The following is an 18,915-nucleotide window of genomic DNA, read 5'->3' on the forward strand; positions in this document are numbered from 1 at the left end:
CTAACGGAGCCGCTTCAGGGCCTCCTTGATGAGCTCCTGGGCCTGGGCCTGGGGCCTTTGCGCCAGGAGGTCCAGGACCACGCTCCGGGCCTGGCCCTCCTTGAACCCCAAGGCGGTGAGGGCCAGGATGGCCTCCTCCGCCCTTTGGCTTTCCACCTTCTCCCCGGTCTGGAGCTGGGGCGGCACCTTGCCCTTGAGTTCTAGGGCGATGCGCTCGGCAAGCCGCTTACCCACCCCGCTGGCCGCGGTGAGGAGGCGCAGGTCCCCCTGGGCCAGGGCCTGGGCCAAAAGCCTGGGGGTGAGGGCGGAGAGGAGGGAGAGGGCCACCTTGGGCCCCACCCCGCTCACGGAAAGGAGAAGCTCAAAGAGGAGGAGGCTTTCCTCATCGGGGAAGCCATAGAGGAAAAGGCCCTCCTCCCGGGTTTGCAGGTGGGTGTGGACCGCCACCTCCTGGCCTTCCCTTAGGGTGTGGAGGAAGGTTTCGGGGGCCTGCACCCAAAACCCCACCCCCCCCACCAGGAGGAGGAAGCCCCCCTCCCCCTTTTGCACGACCGTGCCCTTCAGGTAGCGGATCATCGGCCGGAAAACCTAGGCGTTCGCTTTTCCCGGAAGGCCCTTACCCCTTCCTCGTGATCCTGGGTGCGGCCCGCTTCCCCTTGGAGGATGGCCTCGAGGGCCAAGGCCTCCGTGAGGGAAAGCCGATAGGTTTCCAAAAGGAGCTTCTTGGTGAGGGCGTAGGCCCGGGTGGGCCCTTGGGAAAGCTCCTGGGCCAGGGCCAGGGCTTCCTCCATCAGCCTTTCCCCCGGCACCACCCGGTGCACCAGGCCCAGGGCCATGGCCTCCTGGGCGGAAAGCCTGGGAGAGAGCAGGAGGAGTTCCTGGGCCTTGGCGAGGCCCACCATCCGGGGGAGGAGGAAGCTCATCCCCGAGTCCGGCACCAGGCCGATGCGCGCGAAGGCGGTGGTGAAGGTAGCCTCCTGGGAAGCCAGGCGCAGGTCCCCCCAGAGGGCCAGGCTCAGGCCCGCCCCCGCGGCCGGCCCGTTCACCGCCACCACCAGGGGTTTTTCCAGGCCGGCCATGGCCTCCACCACCCGGTTGTAGCGGCGGAGGTGGGCCTCGTAGTCGGGCTTGCCTTCCCCAAACTCCCCCAGGTCCTGCCCGGCGGAGAAGGCCCGCCCCGCGCCGGTGAGGAGGAGGGCCCGGATTCCGGGGTCCTCCTGGGCCTCCTTTAGGGCCTGGTGGAGTTCGTCTAGCAGGGCACCGGTGAGGGCGTTCAGCTTTTCCGGCCGGTTCAGGGTGAGGAGGAGGACGTTCTCCCGTTTTTCCTTCAGGACCATGGCCCCATTGTAGCGGTCCCGGGACGCCTACACCGGCTTTTGGTGTAGCGTAGAGAGGGGCGTAAGCCCCCTCTAGGAGGTAGGATGGAGCTCACGCTGGAAAGCCAAGGCTACCTGGAGGCCCTCTACCAGGCCTATCTGGAGGACCCCCTTTCCCTGCCGGAGGAGTGGCGGCGCTACTTCTCCGCCCTCACCCTGGAGGAGGCCCGAAGGGAGACCCTGGAGGATGGCCGACGAGCCACGCCTCCTTTAGAGGTGGACCCGGCCTTCCTCCTCCGGGTGGAGCGCCTGGTCCAGGCCTATCGGGAGCTGGGCCACCTGGCGGCCCGCATGGACCCCTTGGGAAGAGAGCGGCCAAGGCCCAAGGAGCTCACCCTCGAGGCCCATGGCCTTTCCCCTTCGGACCTTCCCAGGCCCCTTCCCCCAGGGTTCGGGGCGGCCACCCTGGGAAGCCTCTGGGAGAGGCTGGAGGCCATCTACCTGGGCCCGGTGGGCTTTGAGCTTGCCCACGTGGAACCCGAGGAGCGTGCCTGGCTTCTTTCCCGGATTGAGAACCCTTGGCCCACCCCCCCCAAAGAGGTGCGCCGGCGCATCCTGGAGCGCCTGATGCAGGCCAGCCTCTTTGAGGCCTTCCTGCAACGCAAGTACCTGGGGGCCAAAACCTTTAGCCTCGAGGGCCTGGAGAGCCTGGTCCCCCTTCTCCTGGAGGCGGTGGAGGAATCCGCCCGCCACGGGGTTAGGGAGGTGGTCCTGGGCATGGCCCACCGGGGGCGGCTCAACGTCCTGGCCCACGTGGTGGGCAAACCCCTTGAGCGCATCTTCCGCGAGTTTGAGGAGATCTTCCCCGAAGGCTACTCGGGGGATGTGAAGTACCACCTGGGCTTCTCCAACGACCTCACCACCCCCCACGGCAAGGTGCACGTCTCCCTCAACTTCAACCCCAGCCACCTGGAGTTCGTGAACCCCGTGACCCTGGGAAGGCTTCGGGCCAAGCAGGACCGCTTCGGGGACCGGGAGCGGAAAAGGGGCCTAGCCATCCTGGTCCACGGGGACTCGGCCTTCATCGGGGAGGGCATCGTCCAGGAAACCCTTAACCTCTCCCGGCTTCCCGGCTACCGGGTGGGGGGAACCCTCCACATCGTGGCCAACAACCAGCTGGGCTTCACCACCCTGCCCGAGGAGTACACCTCCTGCCGCTACCCCACGGACATCGCCAAGATGCTGGGGGCCCCTATCTTCCACGTGAACGCCGAGGCCCTGGACGAGCTCTGGTTCGTCCTGGGCCTGGCCTTGGAGTACCGCCAGCGCTACGCCAAGGACGTGGTCCTGGACCTGGTGGGCTACCGCCGCCGGGGGCACAACGAAACCGACGAGCCCACCTTTACCCAAGCCCCCATGTACGCCCTCATCAGCAGGAAGCCCGAGCCCTGGAAGGTCTATGGGGAAAGGCTTCTCGCCGAAGGGGTGGTGGGGGAAGGGGAGGTTAAGGCCTGGGAAGAGGTCTATCTGGCCAGGCTGGAGGGCGAGTTCGCCCGGGTCAAGGCGGAGCCAGGCCCCGTGGTGCCCCACGGGCTTTCCGGGATCTGGCAGGGGTACCTGGGGGGGCCCGATTCCGCGGTGCCCGAGGTGGAAACCGGGGTGTCCAAGGAGGCGCTAAAAGAGCTTCTCCTTCGCCTAAGCACCGTGCCCGAGGGCTTCCAGGTGCATCCCAAGCTGAAGCGCTTCCTGGAGGCCAGGAGGGAGATGGCCGAGGAGAAACGTCCCCTGGACTGGGCGGCGGCCGAGGCCTTGGCCTTGGCCTCCGTGGCCGTGGAGGGGCATAGGGTGCGCCTTACGGGCCAGGATGCCCTGAGGGGCACCTTTACCCAGCGCCACGCCGCCCTTTACGACTACGCCACCGGCAGCCCCTACATTCCCCTGCAGCACCTGGCCGAGGGCCAGGCGGAGGTGGAGATCCACAACTCCCCCCTCTCCGAGGCCGGGGTCTTGGGCTTTGAGTACGGGTACAGCCTGGACTACCCCGAGGCCTTGGTCCTATGGGAGGCCCAGTTTGGGGACTTCGTCAACGTGGCCCAGGTCTATGTTGACCAGTTTCTGGCCAGCGCCGAGGCCAAGTGGAACCGGCTTTCCGGCCTGGTCCTCCTCCTGCCCCATGGCCTCGAGGGCCAAGGCCCCGAGCACTCCTCCGCGCGGCTGGAGCGCTTCTTGCAGCTGGGGGCCAAGGACAACCTCCAGGTGGCCTACCCCACCACCCCGGCCCAGTTCTTCCACCTCCTCCGCCGCCAGGTGAAGCGCCCCATCCGCAAGCCCCTTATCGTCCTCACCCCTAAAAGCCTCCTCCGCCACCCCGAGGTGGTCTCCAGCCTGGAGGAGCTTGCCCGGGGGCGTTTCCAGAAGGTGATCCCGGAAAGGGTCAAGGGGGCGAGGAAGGTCCTTCTCACCTCGGGAAAGGTCTACTACGACCTGGTGCAGAAGCGCAGGGAGGTGGGGGCGGAGGACGTGGCCCTCATCCGGTTGGAGCTCCTCTACCCCTTCCCCGAGGCCGAGCTCAAGGAGGCCCTGGGCTTTTACCCAGGGAAAACCCCGGTAGTCTATGTCCAGGAGGAACCCGTGAACCAGGGGGCCTGGTGGTACCTCTCCGCCCGTTTTTGCGGGGAGATCTACGGCCATCCCTTCAGCGTGGTGGCCCGGCCCGAGTCCCCAAGCCCCGCGGTGGGTTCCTCCAAGGTGCACAAGCAGGAGCAGGAAGCGCTTCTTGAAGAAGCCTTCAAGTGAGGAGGTGGACGGTGCAGGAACTGAACGTGCCCTCCGTGGGCGAGTCCATTGTGGAAGTGGAGATCGGCGCTTGGCTCAAGAAGGAAGGGGAAAGCTTCGCCCAGGACGAACCCCTGGTGGAGCTCATCACCGACAAGGCCACCCTGGAGCTACCCGCCCCGTTCCCGGGCACCCTGGTCAAGGTCCTAAAGGGTACCGGGGAGACCGCCAAGGTGGGGGAGGCCATCGCCCTCCTCGAGGCCCTGGGGGCAGGGGCGGCGGCCCCGGAGCCTCGGCCTGCCACCGCCCCAGAACCCCAAGAACCCCTGGTCATGCCCGCGGCCGAGCGGGTCCTAAGGGAAGCGGGGGTATCCCCGGGGGAGGTGGTGGGCACGGGCCTGGGCGGACGCGTCCTCAAGGAGGACGTGGAGCGCTACCTGGAGGAGAGGGCCAGGCAAGCCCCACCCCAGGAGGTGCCCTCCCGGAGGCCTGAGCCCGCACCCCCTCCCGCCCAACCTCCTGCCGATCGGCCCTGGCGGGTGAGCGAGGCGGTGCCCATGAGCCCCTTGCGCCGCCGTATTGCGGAAAGGCTGCTCATGGTGCGGCAGACCACCGCCATGCTCACCACCTTCAACGAGGCGGACATGTCCGCCATCATCGCCTTAAGGAAGGAGCTGGGGGAGGCCTTCCAGAAAAAGCATGGGGTGAAGCTGGGTTTCATGAGCTTCTTCGTGAAGGCGGTGGTCCAGGCCCTGAAGGAGATCCCCGAGCTCAACGCGGAAATCCGGGATAACGCCATCCTCTACCACCGCTACTACGACATCGGCGTGGCCGTGGGAGGTGGGGAGGGGCTGGTGGTCCCGGTTCTGCGGGACGCCGACCGGCTTTCCTTCGCGGAGATCGAGCGCCAGATCGCCGACTTCGCCGAGAGGGCCCGCACCAAGAAGCTGAAGCCCGAGGAGCTCATGGGGGGAACCTTCACCATCACCAACGGCGGGGTCTACGGCTCCCTCAACTCCACCCCCCTCCTCAACCCGCCCCAGGTGGGCATCCTGGGCATGCACGCCATCCAGGAAAGGCCCGTGGCCCGGGAGGGGCAGGTGGTGGTCCGGCCCATGATGTACCTGGCCCTTTCCTACGACCACCGCCTGGTGGACGGCCGGGAGGCGGTCACCTTCCTGAGGCGGGTCAAGGAGCTGGTGGAAAACCCCGTGCGCCTTCTTCTGGAGGTCTAGCATGGCCACCTACGACCTGTTGGTCATCGGGGCGGGGCCTGGGGGGTATGTGGCCGCCATCCGGGCCGCCCAGCTGGGGATGAAGGTGGGGGTGGTGGAGAAGGAGAAGGCCCTGGGGGGCACCTGCCTGAGGGTGGGGTGCATCCCTTCCAAGGCCCTCCTGGAGACCACGGAACGCATCTACGAGGTGAAAAAGGGCCTCATCGGGGCCAGGGTGCAGGGCCTCGAGGTGGACCTCCCAGCCCTTCTGGCCCACAAGGACCAGGTGGTGCAGGCCAACACCCAAGGGATTGCGTTCCTCTTCAAGAAAAACGGCATCGCCCGCCATCTGGGAAGGGCCCGCTTCCTTTCGGATCGCAAGGTCCTGGTGGAGGAAACGAAGGAGGAGCTATCCGCCCGCTACCTCCTCATCGCCACGGGGAGCGCTCCCCTCATCCCCCCCTGGGCGGAGGTGGATGGGGAGCGGGTGGTGACCTCCACCGAGGCCCTGGCCTTCCCCGAGGTGCCGGGCCGCCTCATCGTGGTGGGGGGTGGGGTGATCGGCCTGGAGCTTGGGGTGGTCTGGCACCGCCTGGGGGCCGAGGTGACGGTCCTGGAGTACCTGGACCGCATCCTCTCCACCATGGACGCCGAGGTCTCCCGGGCGGCGGAGAGGATCTTCCGGAAGCAGGGGCTGGATATCCGCACCGGGGTGAAGGTGAAGGCGGTGCGCCCTGAGGGGAAGGGGGCCCGGGTGGAGCTTAGTGGGGGGGAGGTCCTGGAGGCGGACCGGGTGCTCCTCGCCGTGGGCCGCAGGCCCTACACCGAGGGCCTGGACCTGGAAAGGGCAGGCCTCGCCACCGACGAGAAGGGCCGGATCCCCGTGGACCAGCACCTGAGGACCGCTGTCCCCCACATCTACGCCGTTGGGGACGTGGTGCGGGGGCCCATGCTGGCCCACAAGGCCAGCGAGGAGGGGATGGCCGCGGTGGAGCACATGGCGAAGGGTTTTGCCCACCTGGACTACCAGGCCATCCCCAGCGTGGTCTACACCCACCCGGAGGTGGCGGGGGTGGGGTACACGGAGGAGGAGCTTAAGGCCCAAGGGGTCCCCTACAAGGTGGGCCGTTTCCCCTATTCCGCCTCGGGCCGGGCCCGGGCCATGGGGGAGACGGAGGGGTTGGTCAAGGTCCTGGCCCACGCCAAGACCGACCGCATCCTGGGGGTGCATGGGATCGGGGCCCGGGTGGGGGACGTTTTGGCCGAGGCCGCCCTGGCCATCTTCTTCAAGGCCAGCGCCGAGGACCTGGGCCGGGCTCCCCACGCCCACCCCTCCCTTTCCGAGATCCTCAAGGAGGCCGCCTTGGCCGCTTGGGAGAAGCCCATCCACCTTTAAATACCTTACAAAAGGACTCCCGGCTAGGCCGTGCCCAGCCGGGAGTCTTCTGCTGGTCTTAGTTGGTTTTGGTTAGCTCAAGGCGGTACTTGTTGAAGGGGCTGTCGTCGGCGGCGGTGGGACTGGAGGCGATGGTGTAACTGGTCACCACCAGGTAATACGTACCCGTGACAGTCAGGGTGAGGCTAATCTCCGAATCTGTAATTTGCCCGGGTACCATGTCGTCGTTCTCGGCTAGCACGTTGCCGTTCGCATCCAGAAGGTAGAGATAGGAGTCTAGGGTGCCACCGATGCTGGATTTGGCGTAGACTCGGGCCCGGATTGCATCCCCGGCACTGCCGGAGAAGGCGAAATAGTCGAAGTCGCGAGGTTGGCCAAAGATGTAGGCCAGTTGGGTAAGGGTGCCATAGGTGAGGGGTTGGGCTTGGGCCAGGTTATCGTTGGGCTCGTAGGGGTCATGAGGGTTCAGGTTTACCTCGGAAGCGTTCAGGCGCACCAACTTAAAGTCGGGGTTGCCGGGAGAGGAGCCTGGAGTAGCCACCAGGGTGCCCACAAAGGTACCCCGCTCCTCGGGTAGACCGCCGGTAAGGGATAGGTCAGCTCCGGCCACATAGATGTCGTACTCGCCGGGGGCAATCTCGTAGAACCAGGCTTCCCCGCTCATGTCGGTGCGGGCCCAGTAAACTGGGGTTGGGTCGGTGGAGTCTCCTGCCCTTAAGCCCTTGCCCCGGAGCATCACGTCGGCGAACAGGCCTGGGAAGAGGCCATTTTCATTGAAGTACTCCACTTTGATTTTGACCACAGAGCCAGGTGCTGGTAATGCGGTACAACCCTGGCTAAGGAGGTTTGCCAAGTTCCCAACATTGAGATGCCCCCACCCTTTTTCTCGGGAGAAGCTCCGCTCCCAGGTGGTAGTTTCCAGGGCTCGGCGCACTTGGTAGGGGGTGGCACCGGGGCAGGCAGCTTTGACCAAGGCAGCGGCGGCAGCGGTGTAAGGACCAGAGAAGGAGGTGCCGGAGATCAAGCCGTACCCCCCACCGAGCCAGGTGGGATTGGCCAAAAGCACGTCCAAGCCGGGCGCAGCGCTAGAAATGTGGCGGCCAAAGGTGGAGAAAGCCGTTTTGTTGCGATTGCCATCGGCTGCGGCGGATGCGATGATGCCCGGGTAGCCAGCCGGGGTACGCACCTCATCCTTGTAGGAATTGCCAGCGCTGGCCACCACTACCACGCCGTTGGCGAGGGCATAGTCAAAGGCTTCCTTGACCAGGTTCCCGTAGCCCAAACCGCCCCAGGAGTTGTTGAGCACCTGGGCGCCGTTGTTCACCGCCCACACGATGCCCCGAGCCACGTAAAAGTCGCCCACATAATTGGGTTGGAAGATGGCCACAGGAAGGAACTTGGTTTTAGGGGCTAACCCAGCGATACCCCGGCCATCCTTGGCGGCGCTCACAGCGGAGGCTACAAAAGTTCCATGGGAGAGGTTGGGGTTATTGTTGATGAAGCTAAGCCAGCCGTTGGGGTCGGTGTAGGTGGTGTTGGTAACCGGGTCATAGGCTTTGCCAGCCCAGTTTTGGGCTAGGTCGGGGTGGGTTACATCGGCGGGGTCGTCGATGATGGCCACCACCACACCCTCGCCTTCAAAGCCAAGGTCCCAAGCAGCCTTGGCGTTCAGGTGCCGTGGATCCAGGGCGTATTGCGGTAGCTCGTCCAGGATTTGATCGCTGGGATTTCCCAGGGTCTGGAGGGCCTCGTTACGGTGGCGGGGTTGCTCTACGGGGTCCTCGCTGGGAGGAAGGATTTGGGCGAGGTGAGGCTCAGCATAGCGTATTCCGGGCAAGCCCTTAAGGGTCCGGCTGGCTTTTACCGCATTTCCCTTCACCTGAAGAAGCGCCGCCCGAAGCTCTGGAATCCTGGCGATCTCTACGGCCCCCAGTTTCCCAATGGCTTCTTGTAGAGCCGCCTCGTCTTGATAACCCACCACTACCTGGCCCTGGAAGTGGCGAACCCCTTCGGTGGTGACGGTAATCCCAGCGCTAATGGGCTGGTGGGTCTGGGCCGGCGGCTGGGAGCAGGCTGCCAGCAGGATGGCCAGGCCAATAAGGCTGATCAAGCGGTATCTTTTCATCTTCCCTCCTTATTGCCCTGTGGTGAAGTCAAAGACCTGGGTACCGGGACGGGTGATGCGGATGAAGGAGGTGGAGCTGGGCCAGGTCTGGACGCTATAGGCCGAAATGCGGTAGCCCTCTTGAGGGTTGTACTTGTAAGCGTAGCTCACGTAAAGCTGCCAGGCATAGGTGCGGAGGGTTTGGAGTTGAGGAAGCTGGGCGAAACCGTCAAAGTTGTAGGGCACGGTGAAGGTTCCTTGGGAAACGTTTACCGGCACGACATTCGGCCTCGTGGGATTCAGTAGTCCGGCGGTGTCGGTGAAAACCACCAGGTCCTCTACCCCTGGATGGAAGCCGTACACCACAGCCTCCCCGTCAGGGATGCCGTTATCCTGGGTGCCAAACTCCACCATAAGGCTGTACCCAGCCAGGGTTTGCCAGGCTACACTGTCCCCGGTGAGGGTATCCCAAAGGACCAGGTTGTAGGCAGCGCCGTCGGCTCCTATGCTCAGCTGGGGATGGCCGATGGTGAAGTCGGGGGTCAGGGAAACCCCTGTGCTTTCGTCTGGTGGGCTAAGGAGCGGGGCAAAAAAGGGAGGCAAGGGTGTGGTGGAGCTGGCCACGCTTTCCGCGCGGTTGGCCCCACGAGCCACCACGCGATAGTGGTAGGTCTGGCCAGGGGTGAGGTCAGGAGAGGCGTCGCGGAAATAGAAGGGTCGGTTAAAAGGATTGGTGGGGCAGCTACTGCTTCGGGCACCGCCCACGGTTCCTACCCGCATCCAGTTAGTACCGTCGGTGGAGCGCTCAATATCAAAGGCAAAGGGAACAGCCGTGGCCGTGTAGCACCAGCGCACCTCCACGTAGAGGTTGCTCCCCGCTGGCACTGCTTGGGGGTCAAGGGTGAGCTCACCCGTTTCTGCTTTGCCTTTAGCCAAGGGAACGGTTAACCTGGCCGGGGCTTTGAGGTCGTAGAACCCTACTGCCTGGGTCAAGGTAATGGCGGTGGCGGCCACTCCCGTTGGGGTACTCACGGTGTTGTTTTGGCTGGAGGCCGTGTTTATGAAGGTAATGGGGATGAGGTAATGGCTCCGGTTCTCGTTGAAGTCGTAGGCCACCACTTCCAGGTATACGGTTTCTCCCGTCTGGCTACCAAAACCCGCCACGTTGCTCCCAGCAAGCGACTGGTTGCCCGTATCCTCGGTATCCGTGAAGATGCGGCGGGTCCAGGTAGGGCTATTGACCACAAAGGCTGATCCTGGCGTACGGCCCAAGGCTACGTAGATGTAACGCATGGGGCGGACATAGTCCTTGGTGGTGTCTACTTGGACGCGGAAGGGGATGGTATTGGTAAAGGTCTCCCCCTCTATGGGCTGGGTGCCGTCCTGGGTGATGACGAGGGTTGGCGGGGTGGTGCTGGCCGAGGTGTCAAAGGCCCGCCTTTGGATGAGGGTGACCGAGGGCATCTCGGGTACTCGGATCCCCTCTAAGGCGCTACCGGCCATCCCGGGCTTCTGGGCCTCGAGGCGGTACACTCCTGGTGGCAAGGTATCAAAGGTAAAAGACCCATCCGCACCCGACTGGGTGGTGGCTACCAAGTTGCCCTCTTTGTAAAGCTTCAACGTACTTCCGGCCACTGGGCCACCGGCATACTCGCTCACTAGGGTGCCCGATAGGGTGTGAATGGCTTGGGGATTGTAGGTGATGGAAACCGTCTTTGTGCCTTTGTTGCCACTGGGATCGTAGGCGTTTACGGTGATGGTGTTCTGCCCTTCTTGCAGCGTAACTGAGAACTGGAAGTCAACCCTTGGTGCCGGGGTGATGTTCAAAGCCTGCTCGCTACCCCCGTTAATCTGATAGGTTATCCGGGCTACCCGAATGTTGTCCTGGGCGTTGCCCTGGACAGTCACTAGGGATGCGTTAACTGTGGTTCCATCCTGAGGTTGGGATATGGTAACTGTAGGGCGGAGCGTGTCCTGGGGAGTGCACGCTGAAAGGCCGAGCAAAAGGGTTAGCAACAGCAAGCCTACGTTTTTCAACAGCTGGTTTCTCCATAGCCTCATGCGTCACCTCCTATTACAGATATCCTCGGTGCCAAAGGTGCCCATAGGGGTAAGCTAGCTTCTCCCTATCCTTTCCTCCTCCTTTCTTCCGAGAAGGAGTCTATCTCGGGGCCACGGTTTAGTCAACCTACACCCGTTTTGTCGTGTATACTTATGCATACCCCCTCGAGGGGGTAGACTAGGGGTTGGCATGAAGATCGTCCTGGCATACTCCGGCGGGCTGGATACCAGCATCATCCTCAAGTGGCTTAAGGAAACCTATGGGGCCGAGGTCATCGCCTTCACCGCGGATATCGGCCAGGGGGAGGAGGTGGAGGAGGCCCGGGTGAAGGCCCTAAGGACCGGGGCCACCAAGGCCATCGCCCTGGACCTGAGGGAAGAGTTCGTGCGGGACTTCGTCTTCCCCATGTTCCGTGCGGGGGCGGTGTACGAGGGGTACTACCTTCTCGGCACCGCCATCGCCAGGCCCTTGATCGCCAAGTATCTGGTGAAGATCGCCGAGGAGGAGGGGGCCGAGGCCGTCGCCCATGGGGCTACGGGCAAGGGGAACGACCAGGTGCGCTTTGAGCTTACCGCCTACGCCCTAAAGCCCGATATCCGGGTCATCGCCCCTTGGCGGGAATGGCACTTTAGGGGCCGGCAGGAGATGATGGCCTATGCCGAGGCCCACGGCATCCCCGTTCCCGTGACCCAGGAAAAACCTTACTCCATGGACGCCAATCTTCTGCATATTTCCTACGAGGGGGGGGTCCTGGAGGACCCCTGGGCCGAGCCCCCCAAGGGGATGTTCCGCATGACCGTGGACCCCGAGGAGGCCCCCGATACCCCGGAGTACGTGGAGGTGGAGTTTGCAAGGGGCGACCCGGTGGCGGTGAACGGGGAGAGGCTTTCCCCGGCGGCGCTTCTCGCCCGCCTCAACGAGATCGGCGGCCGGCACGGGGTGGGTCGGGTGGACCTGGTGGAAAACCGCTTCGTGGGCATGAAGTCCCGGGGGGTGTACGAAACCCCCGGGGGAACCCTCCTCTACCACGCCCGGCGGGCGGTGGAAAGCCTCACCCTGGACCGGGAGGTCCTGCACCAAAGGGACGGGCTTTCCCCCAAATACGCGGAGCTGGTCTACTACGGCTTCTGGTACGCCCCGGAGCGGGAGGCCCTCCAGGCCTACTTTGACCACGTGGCCCAGGCGGTCACGGGGGTAGCCCGGCTGAAGCTTTACAAGGGGAACGTCTACGTGGTGGGGAGGAAGGCGCCCAAAAGCCTCTACCAGAAGGACCTGGTCTCCTTTGACGAGCTCGGGGGCTACGACCAGAAGGATGCCGAGGGCTTCATCAGGATCCAGGCCCTAAGGCTTCGGGTTAGGGCCTTGGTGGAAGGGAAGGGCCATGGGGCATAGGACCTGGGGTGGCCGCTTCGGGGAGGGTCCAAGCCAGCTTGCCGCCCGCTTTAACGCCTCCTTGGCCTTTGACCGGGCCCTTTGGCGGGAGGACCTCTGGCAGAACCGGGTGCACGCCCGCATGCTCCATGGGGTGGGGCTTCTAAGTGGGGAGGAGCTGGAGGCCATCCTGAAGGGCCTGGACCAGATAGAGAAGGAGATAGAGGCCGGCACTTTCCCCTGGCGGGAGGAGCTGGAGGACGTGCACATGAACCTGGAGGCCCGCCTCATAGAGCTCATCGGCCCTCCTGGGGGTAAGCTGCACACGGCCAGGAGCCGTAACGACCAGGTGGCCACGGACCTCAGGCTTTTCCTCAGGGGGGCCGTGGACGAGCTTCTGGCCCTCCTCTTGGAGCTGCGCCGGGTTTTGGTGCAGGAGGCGGAAAGGTACCTGGAGCCCCTCCATCTCCTTCCCGGCTACACCCACCTGCAGCGGGCCCAGCCCATCCTGCTTTCCCACTGGTTCATGGCCTACTACGAGATGCTCCTGCGGGATGCCGGGCGCCTGGAGGATGCCAAAAAGCGCCTCAACCATAGCCCCTTAGGGGCTGCGGCCCTGGCGGGGACGGGGTTTCCCATAGACCGCCACTTCACCGCCAAGGAGCTGGGCTTCCAAGCACCCATGCGCAACTCCTTGGATGCGGTGGCCAGCCGGGATTTTGCTTTAGAGGTGCTTTCCGCCCTCAACATCGGCCTGCTGAACCTTTCCCGCATGGCGGAGGAGCTCATCCTCTACAGCACCGAGGAGTTCGCCTTCGTGGAGATCCCCGATGCCTTCGCCACGGGTTCCTCCATCATGCCCCAGAAGAAGAACCCCGACATCCTGGAGCTCATCCGGGCCAAGACGGGAAGGGTCTTAGGGGCTTTGGTGGCCCTTTCCACCGTGGTGAAGGGGCTTCCCTTGGCCTACAACAAGGACCTCCAGGAGGACAAGGAGCCCCTTTTGGACGCCCTGGCCACCTACCGGGATAGCCTCAAGCTCCTCACCGCCCTTCTCCCCGGGCTCAGGTGGCGCCGGGAACGCATGTGGCAAGCGGCGGAGGAAGGCTATGCCCTGGCCACGGAGCTGGCCGACTACCTGGCGGAGAAGGGGCTTCCCTTCCGGGAAGCCCACCATGTGGTGGGGAGGCTGGTGCGGAGGCTTGTGGAGGAGGGAAGGCCCTTGAAGAGCCTCACCCTGGAGGAGCTAAGGGCCCACCACCCTCTTTTCGCCGAGGACGCCCTGCCCCTTCTGCAGTTGGAGACGGCCATCCACCGGCGCAAGTCCTATGGGGGCACGGCCCCCATGGCGGTGCGGGAGAGGATTCTGGAGGCAAAAAGGGAGGTGGGCCTTGCTTGAAACCCGGCTGGAACTCCCCACGGTTTCCCTGCCCGAGGTGCAAAAAGGCAGGGCGGTGGAGCTCAGGAAGGCCCGGCTTGCCGACGTGGAGGCCATCTACTGGCTCATCCGTTACTGGGCGGAGAAGGGCCTGATGCTGGTCCGTAGCCACAGCCACCTCTACGAGAACATCCGGGACTTCCAGGTCCTCGAGGACGAGGACGGCCACATCGTGGGCACCGTGGCCCTGCATGTGCTGTGGCGGGATCTGGCGGAGATCCGGGGCCTGGCGGTGCACCCCTTGCGGCAGGGGGAGGGCCTGGGCCGCTGGCTGGTCCTGGGGGCGGAGCGGGAGGCCAGGGACCTGGGCCTGCCCCAGGTCTTCGCCTGGACGCTTCAGGTGAACTTCTTCCGCTCCTTGGGCTACCAGGTCACCACCCGGGAGGCTTTGCCCCCCAAGGTGTGGAGCGAGTGCAACGCCTGCCCCTTCTATGAGAACTGCCGGGAGATCGCCGTCATCAAGCGCCTTTCCCCTGGGGCCTTTGGGGGCTAGAATGGGTGGGATGGGCACCTTGACCCGCCACCCGGAGGAGGCCATGGCCCGGGCCCGCCATGAGCCCATGGGAGGGCGCAAAGCCCTCCTAGGGGGAGGTCCCGGGCCTGCCCGGGGTCTGGGCCACGGGAAGGGGCCTGAGGGAGGGCGAGGCCCCTCTGTCCCTGGGCGAGGTGCGCAGGGATGTGCCGCGTGGCCAAGGGGCTTAGGCCGGTTGGTGGCGGGGCTAAAGGCCCTGGGGTTGGGTGCGCCTGGTCCGGCCTAACCCTGGTCGGGGCGGGATGGGCGTGGGCCTTTGGGGGCGCATCCTAGGGTGGGCATAGAGGAGGAGGAATGGCTGGCGTGAAGGAACGCGCGGTTTTGGTCCTGGAGGACGGCACCGTCTATCACGGCTACGCCTTCGGGGCCCGGGGAAAGACGGTGGGGGAGGTGGTCTTCAACACCGCCCAGACCGGCTACCAGGAGATCATGACCGACCCCAGCTACCACGGGCAGATCGTGGTCATGACCTACCCCCACCAGGGCAACTACGGGGTCAACGTCTACGACATGCAGTCCAACCGGCCTTGGGTGAAGGGCTTTGTGGCCAAGGAGTTTAGCCGCGTGGCCTCTAACCCCAGGGCCCAGCAGACCCTGGGGGAGTTCATGGAGTTCTACGGGGTGGTGGGCATAGAGGGCGTGGACACCCGGGCCCTGGTGCGCAAGATCCGCGAAGGAGGGGTGCTGAAGGGGACCATCGCCCATGCCAGCCTCTTCGGGGACCCCCACCACACCTTTACCCCGGAGGAGCTGGAAGCCCTTCGCCAAGAGGCCCGGGCCTGGACGGATATCGACGGCCGGGACATGACCCCTGAGGTCTCCACCCCCTTGCCCTATGCCTGGCCCACCCTGAAGTCGGGCCGGCGCATCGTGGTCATGGACTTCGGCATCAAGCACGCCATCGTGGAGAACCTGGCGGCCCAGGGCTTTGAGATCCTGGTGGTGCCTGGCAAAACCCCGGCGGGCCAGATCATGGCCTTGGAGCCCCACGGGCTTTTCATCTCCAACGGCCCCGGGGACCCCTCCATGCCCCGCTACGCCCACGAGACCATCTGGAAGCTCATGGGGCTTTTGCCCACCTTCGGCATCTGCCTAGGGCACCAGCTCCTGGCCCTGGCCTCGGGGGGGCGCACCTACAAGATGAAGTTCGGCCACCGGGGGGCCAACCACCCGGTGAAGAACCTCCTCACGGGCAAGATTGAGATCACCAGCCAAAACCACGGGTATGCGGTGGACATAGACTCCCTCAAGGAGTTCAAGCCCACCCACATCAACCTCAACGACGGGACCCTCGAGGGCATGGCCCACACCCGCTACCCCGTCTTCTCCGTGCAGTACCACCCTGAGGCCGCCCCTGGCCCCCACGACGCCCTCTACCTCTTCCGCCGCTTCCTGGAGGAGGTGGAGGCCTTCCACGGGGCCACGGGGCTCCCCGTGGAGAAGCAACGGGCAGACGGGCACGGGGTATAGCCCGGCCCTGGGTGCTTCGGATGGGGACCCCCACCCTGGCAAGGCCAGGGCGGGGGAACTCAGTAGTCCATGCCCCGGATGTTGCCCTCCTCGTCCACGTCAATCCCCAGGGCCTGGGGCGCCTTGGGCAGGCCGGGAAGGGTCTCAATCCCCCCCATGTAGACCACCACAAACCCCGCCCCAAGCCGGCACTTTAGGTCCGTGACCCGGACCCTGAAGCCCTTAGGCCGCCCCCGGAGCCTGGGGTTGTCGGAAAGGGAGGTGGCCGCCTTGGCCATGACCACGGGCAGGGCCTCGCACCCCTCCTTCTTGGCGGCCTTTAGGGCCCTCTTGGCCTCCTCGCTCCACTCCACCCCCTCCGCCCCGTAGACCTCCTTGGCGATGGTTTCCACCTTGGCCTCGAGGGGCATCTCCAAAGGGTAAAGGGGCCGGTAGGTGTGGGGGAGGGCCAGGGCCTCTAGGACCTTTTCCGCCAGTTCCAGCCCCCCTTCCCCTCCTTTGGCGTACACCTCGCTTAAGGCCAAGGGCAGGCCCCTTTCCCGGGCAAACTCCCGCACCAGGGCGATCTCCTCCAGGGCGTCCGTGGGGAAGCGGTTTAAGGCGATCACCGGCTTAAAACCGAAGAGCTCCACGTTTTCCACGTGCTTTTCCAGGTTAGCAAGGCCCTTGAGCACCGCCTCGAGGTCCGGCATCTCGTAGGCGTCCTGTCCCCCGTGGTAGCGGAGGGCCCGCAGGGTGACCACCAGCACCACGGCCTCGGGTACCAGGCCTCCCGTGCGGGCCACCACGTTCATGAACTTCTCCAGGCCCAAATCGGTGGCGAAGCCCGCCTCCTGCACCACGTAGTCCGCCAAACCCAAGGCCCATAGGCTTGCCCTCAGGGAGTTGGTGCCGTGGGCGATGTTGCCAAAAGGCCCCATGTGGACGAAGGCCGGGTTCCCTTCCGCCGTCTGCACCAGGTTGGGGAGGAAGGCCTGCTTGAGGAGGGCGGCCATGGCCCCCACCGCCCCTAGATCCTCCGCGTAGACGGGCTTCCCCTCGTAGGTGAAACCCACCCGTATCCTTCCCAGGCGTCTCTTTAGGTCCTTAAAGTCCCGGGCCAGGCTCATGAGGGCCATGACCTCGCTGGCCACGGTGAGCTCAAACCCCCCTTCCCGGGGCACCCCGTGGGCCTTGCCCCCCAGGCCCAAGACGATGTGCCTTAAGGCCCGGTCGTTCATGTCTATGGCCCTTTTGAGCTCAATGCGCCTGGGGTCAATCCCCAGCTCGTTGCCCTGGTGCAGGTGGTTGTCCAGAAGGGCGTTCAAGAGGTTCACGGCGCTGGTCACCGCATGGAAGTCCCCGGTGAAGTGCAGGTTGATCTCGTGCCGGGGTTCCACCCGCGCCCGACCGCCCCCTGTGGCCCCGCCCTTGACCCCGAAGACCGGGCCCAAGGAGGGCTCCCTTAGGGCCAAGGCGGCCTTTTTCCCAAGCCGCCAAAGGGCGTCCACTAGGCCGATGGCGGTGGTGGTCTTGCCCTCCCCCGCCGGGGTAGGGGTGATGGCCGTGACCAGGATCAGCTTTCCCTTGGCCTTAGGAGGTTCCCCCAGCACCTTCGCCATGTGGGGGCCGTAGAGGTAAAGCCTTTCCTGGCCTAAGCCCAGCTTGCCGGCCACCTCCTCTATGGGTAGAAGCGCTTCCTTAACGATCACGGGGTAAGCTTACTCCTCCTTTCCAGGGAAAGAAGTCCCGCCTTGGGTGTTCGGGTTCCCCTGGCGGCTCCATGGGCTGGGGCAGAAGGAGGGCCAGGACTCCCCTAGGGAGCGAAGCCGCGGTTTCCTCCCGAAAGTAGAAGGGCCAGGACCTTAGGAAGCCTTTCCCCGTGCTCCAGCACGGCGGCCAAGGGGAGGGCTCCGGTGGGTTCCACCACCTGCTTGGTGCGGGTAAAGAGGAGGCCTTCGGCCTCCAGGATGGCCTCCTCGCTCACGGTGAGGATGGCATCCACCCTCTTTTGCAAGATGGGGAAGGTGTGTTGGCCCAAGGCCAGGGTCCTGACCCCATCCGCCCGGGTCTGGGGTGCCTGGGGAAGACGCACGATTCCGCCCGTTTCCAGGCTCCTCCTGGCGTCGTCCGCCCCCTCGGGCTCCACCCCCAGGACCAAGGTGCTGGGGGAGAGGGCCTTTACCGCCGTGGCCACCCCGGCTAGGAGCCCTCCGCCCCCCACCGGGACCAAGACCGCTTCCGGAAAAAGACCGAGTTTCCCCGCCTGGGCCATGAGCTCCAGCCCCGCGGTGCCCTGCCCGGCCATGACCAAGGGGTCGTCAAAAGGGTGGATGAAGGCGTAGCCGGTCTCCACGAGGAGGTCCTTGGCCACCGCCTCGCGGTTTTCTACCGTAACCCCCTGGTCCACCACCTGGGCCCCGTAGGCCCGGGTGGCCTCCTTCTTAAAGGGGTTTGCCTCCTCGGGCATGACGATGAGGGCCTTGATCCCCAAGACCCTAGCGGCGTAGGCCACCCCTTGGGCGTGGTTGCCGCTACTCACCGCCAAAAGCCCCCGGGGGTTTTCCAGGGTCAGGGCCTGGGAAAGCGCCCCCCGGGCCTTGAAGCTCCCCGTCTTTTGCAGGTGTTCGGCCTTGAGGAGGAGGCGCTTGCCTAAAAGCTGGTCCAGGAGCCTCGAGGTGAGGAGGGGGGTGCGGTGCACGTAAGGGGCGATGCGCCGGGAGGCGGCGTAGATCTCGGCCAGCTCCACACCCCTTTATACCTTGCCCCGGGCCGGGTGGACAGACCCTGGCCTTCGCGCTAAAGTGGTAAGGGTATGGACTTTCTCTACACCTTGGTCATCCTCCTTTACCTGGGCGTGGCGGGGCTTTTGGTCTACCTGGTGCTGGTGCAGGAGCCCAAACAGGGGGCTGGGGACCTCATGGGGGGCTCGGCGGACCTCTTCTCCGCCCGGGGGGTCACGGGAGGGCTTTACCGCCTCACCGTCATCCTGGGGGTCATCTTTGTGGCCTTGGCCCTCCTCATAGGCCTCTGGACCCGTTGACAAAACGCTTCCCCCTCGGTACCATAGGCGTTGCTTGGGGCCGTGGCGCAGTTGGGAGCGCGCCTCAATGGCATTGAGGAGGTCAGGGGTTCGAATCCCCTCGGCTCCACCAGAAACCCCCCTGGGGAAACCCAGGGGGGCGCCCTTTTACAGAAAAAGGGAAGTGCGGGGGGCCATAATGCCCCGGACCTTCAGTCCGGGGATACATGGACCCC

At 64.9% G+C, this 18,915-nt stretch carries 14 protein-coding genes and 1 tRNA gene; 9 read left to right on the forward strand and 6 right to left on the reverse strand.

The annotated features are described in order from the left end of the window. On the reverse strand, positions 1-576 hold the full coding sequence (gene ruvA, locus L0D16_RS08215) for a Holliday junction branch migration protein RuvA (RefSeq protein WP_243031271.1): 576 nt from the start codon (positions 574-576) through the stop codon (positions 1-3). Then, positions 573-1,337, reverse strand: a complete 765-nt coding sequence (locus L0D16_RS08220; protein ID WP_243031272.1) for an enoyl-CoA hydratase/isomerase family protein — start codon at positions 1,335-1,337, stop codon at positions 573-575. The genes ruvA and L0D16_RS08220 overlap by 4 nt, the downstream gene beginning before the upstream one ends. 84 nt (positions 1,338-1,421) lie before the next feature. On the opposite strand from L0D16_RS08220, the gene L0D16_RS08225 reads away from it, so the two are divergent. The 3 genes from L0D16_RS08225 to lpdA are packed head-to-tail and all read left to right on the forward strand — an operon-like array spanning position 1,422 to position 6,701. Next, positions 1,422-4,112, forward strand: a complete 2,691-nt coding sequence (locus L0D16_RS08225; RefSeq protein ID WP_243031275.1) for a 2-oxoglutarate dehydrogenase E1 component — start codon at positions 1,422-1,424, stop codon at positions 4,110-4,112. An 11-nt stretch (positions 4,113-4,123) separates the two neighbouring features. After that, positions 4,124-5,326, forward strand: coding sequence for a 2-oxoglutarate dehydrogenase complex dihydrolipoyllysine-residue succinyltransferase (gene odhB, locus L0D16_RS08230; protein WP_243031302.1), 1,203 nt, complete (start codon positions 4,124-4,126; stop codon positions 5,324-5,326). A 1-nt stretch (position 5,327) separates the two neighbouring features. Continuing rightward, the gene (lpdA, locus tag L0D16_RS08235) at positions 5,328-6,701 is read left to right on the forward strand and encodes a dihydrolipoyl dehydrogenase (protein WP_243031278.1); all 1,374 of its coding nucleotides are present in this window, start codon (positions 5,328-5,330) and stop codon (positions 6,699-6,701) included. Positions 6,702-6,759: 58 nt separating this feature from the next. On the opposite strand, the gene L0D16_RS08240 is transcribed toward lpdA, so the two are convergent. Both L0D16_RS08240 and L0D16_RS08245 read right to left on the reverse strand, forming a co-directional pair. After that, on the reverse strand, positions 6,760-8,826 hold the full coding sequence (locus L0D16_RS08240) for a S8 family serine peptidase (protein ID WP_243031280.1): 2,067 nt from the start codon (positions 8,824-8,826) through the stop codon (positions 6,760-6,762). A 9-nt stretch (positions 8,827-8,835) separates the two neighbouring features. After that, positions 8,836-10,866, reverse strand: a complete 2,031-nt coding sequence (locus tag L0D16_RS08245; protein ID WP_243031286.1) for a carboxypeptidase regulatory-like domain-containing protein — start codon at positions 10,864-10,866, stop codon at positions 8,836-8,838. Positions 10,867-11,056: 190 nt separating this feature from the next. Between L0D16_RS08245 and L0D16_RS08250 the strand changes: the two genes are divergently transcribed. From L0D16_RS08250 to carA, 4 genes are all read left to right on the forward strand, one after another. Then, complete coding sequence (locus L0D16_RS08250; protein WP_243031287.1) at positions 11,057-12,259, forward strand: argininosuccinate synthase; 1,203 nt, start codon at positions 11,057-11,059, stop codon at positions 12,257-12,259. Next, a complete protein-coding gene (argH, locus tag L0D16_RS08255; RefSeq protein ID WP_243031288.1) occupies positions 12,249-13,637 on the forward strand; it encodes an argininosuccinate lyase in 1,389 nt (462 codons plus the stop codon). Before L0D16_RS08250 ends, argH begins: the two co-directional genes overlap by 11 nt. Then, complete coding sequence (locus tag L0D16_RS08260; protein ID WP_243031289.1) at positions 13,630-14,169, forward strand: N-acetyltransferase; 540 nt, start codon at positions 13,630-13,632, stop codon at positions 14,167-14,169. Before argH ends, L0D16_RS08260 begins: the two co-directional genes overlap by 8 nt. A 333-nt stretch (positions 14,170-14,502) precedes the next feature. Continuing rightward, positions 14,503-15,678, forward strand: coding sequence for a glutamine-hydrolyzing carbamoyl-phosphate synthase small subunit (gene carA, locus L0D16_RS08265; RefSeq protein ID WP_243031292.1), 1,176 nt, complete (start codon positions 14,503-14,505; stop codon positions 15,676-15,678). A 59-nt stretch (positions 15,679-15,737) separates the two neighbouring features. Here the strand turns inward: carA and L0D16_RS08270 are convergent, their stop codons facing one another. After that, complete coding sequence (locus L0D16_RS08270) at positions 15,738-17,369, reverse strand: formate--tetrahydrofolate ligase (RefSeq protein ID WP_243031295.1); 1,632 nt, start codon at positions 17,367-17,369, stop codon at positions 15,738-15,740. 104 nt (positions 17,370-17,473) lie between these two features. Further along, positions 17,474-18,406, reverse strand: a complete 933-nt coding sequence (locus tag L0D16_RS08275; protein WP_243031296.1) for a threonine/serine dehydratase family protein — start codon at positions 18,404-18,406, stop codon at positions 17,474-17,476. Positions 18,407-18,472: 66 nt separating this feature from the next. Between L0D16_RS08275 and secG the strand changes: the two genes are divergently transcribed. Continuing rightward, entirely contained in the window at positions 18,473-18,700 is a 228-nt protein-coding gene (gene secG, locus L0D16_RS08280; RefSeq protein WP_243028280.1) for a preprotein translocase subunit SecG, read from the forward strand. A gap of 36 nt (positions 18,701-18,736) precedes the next feature. After that, positions 18,737-18,812, forward strand: a tRNA-Ala gene (locus L0D16_RS08285). Positions 18,813-18,915 lie beyond the last annotated feature (103 nt).

Source organism: Thermus altitudinis (assembly GCF_022760835.1).
Classification (GTDB): domain Bacteria; phylum Deinococcota; class Deinococci; order Deinococcales; family Thermaceae; genus Thermus; species Thermus altitudinis.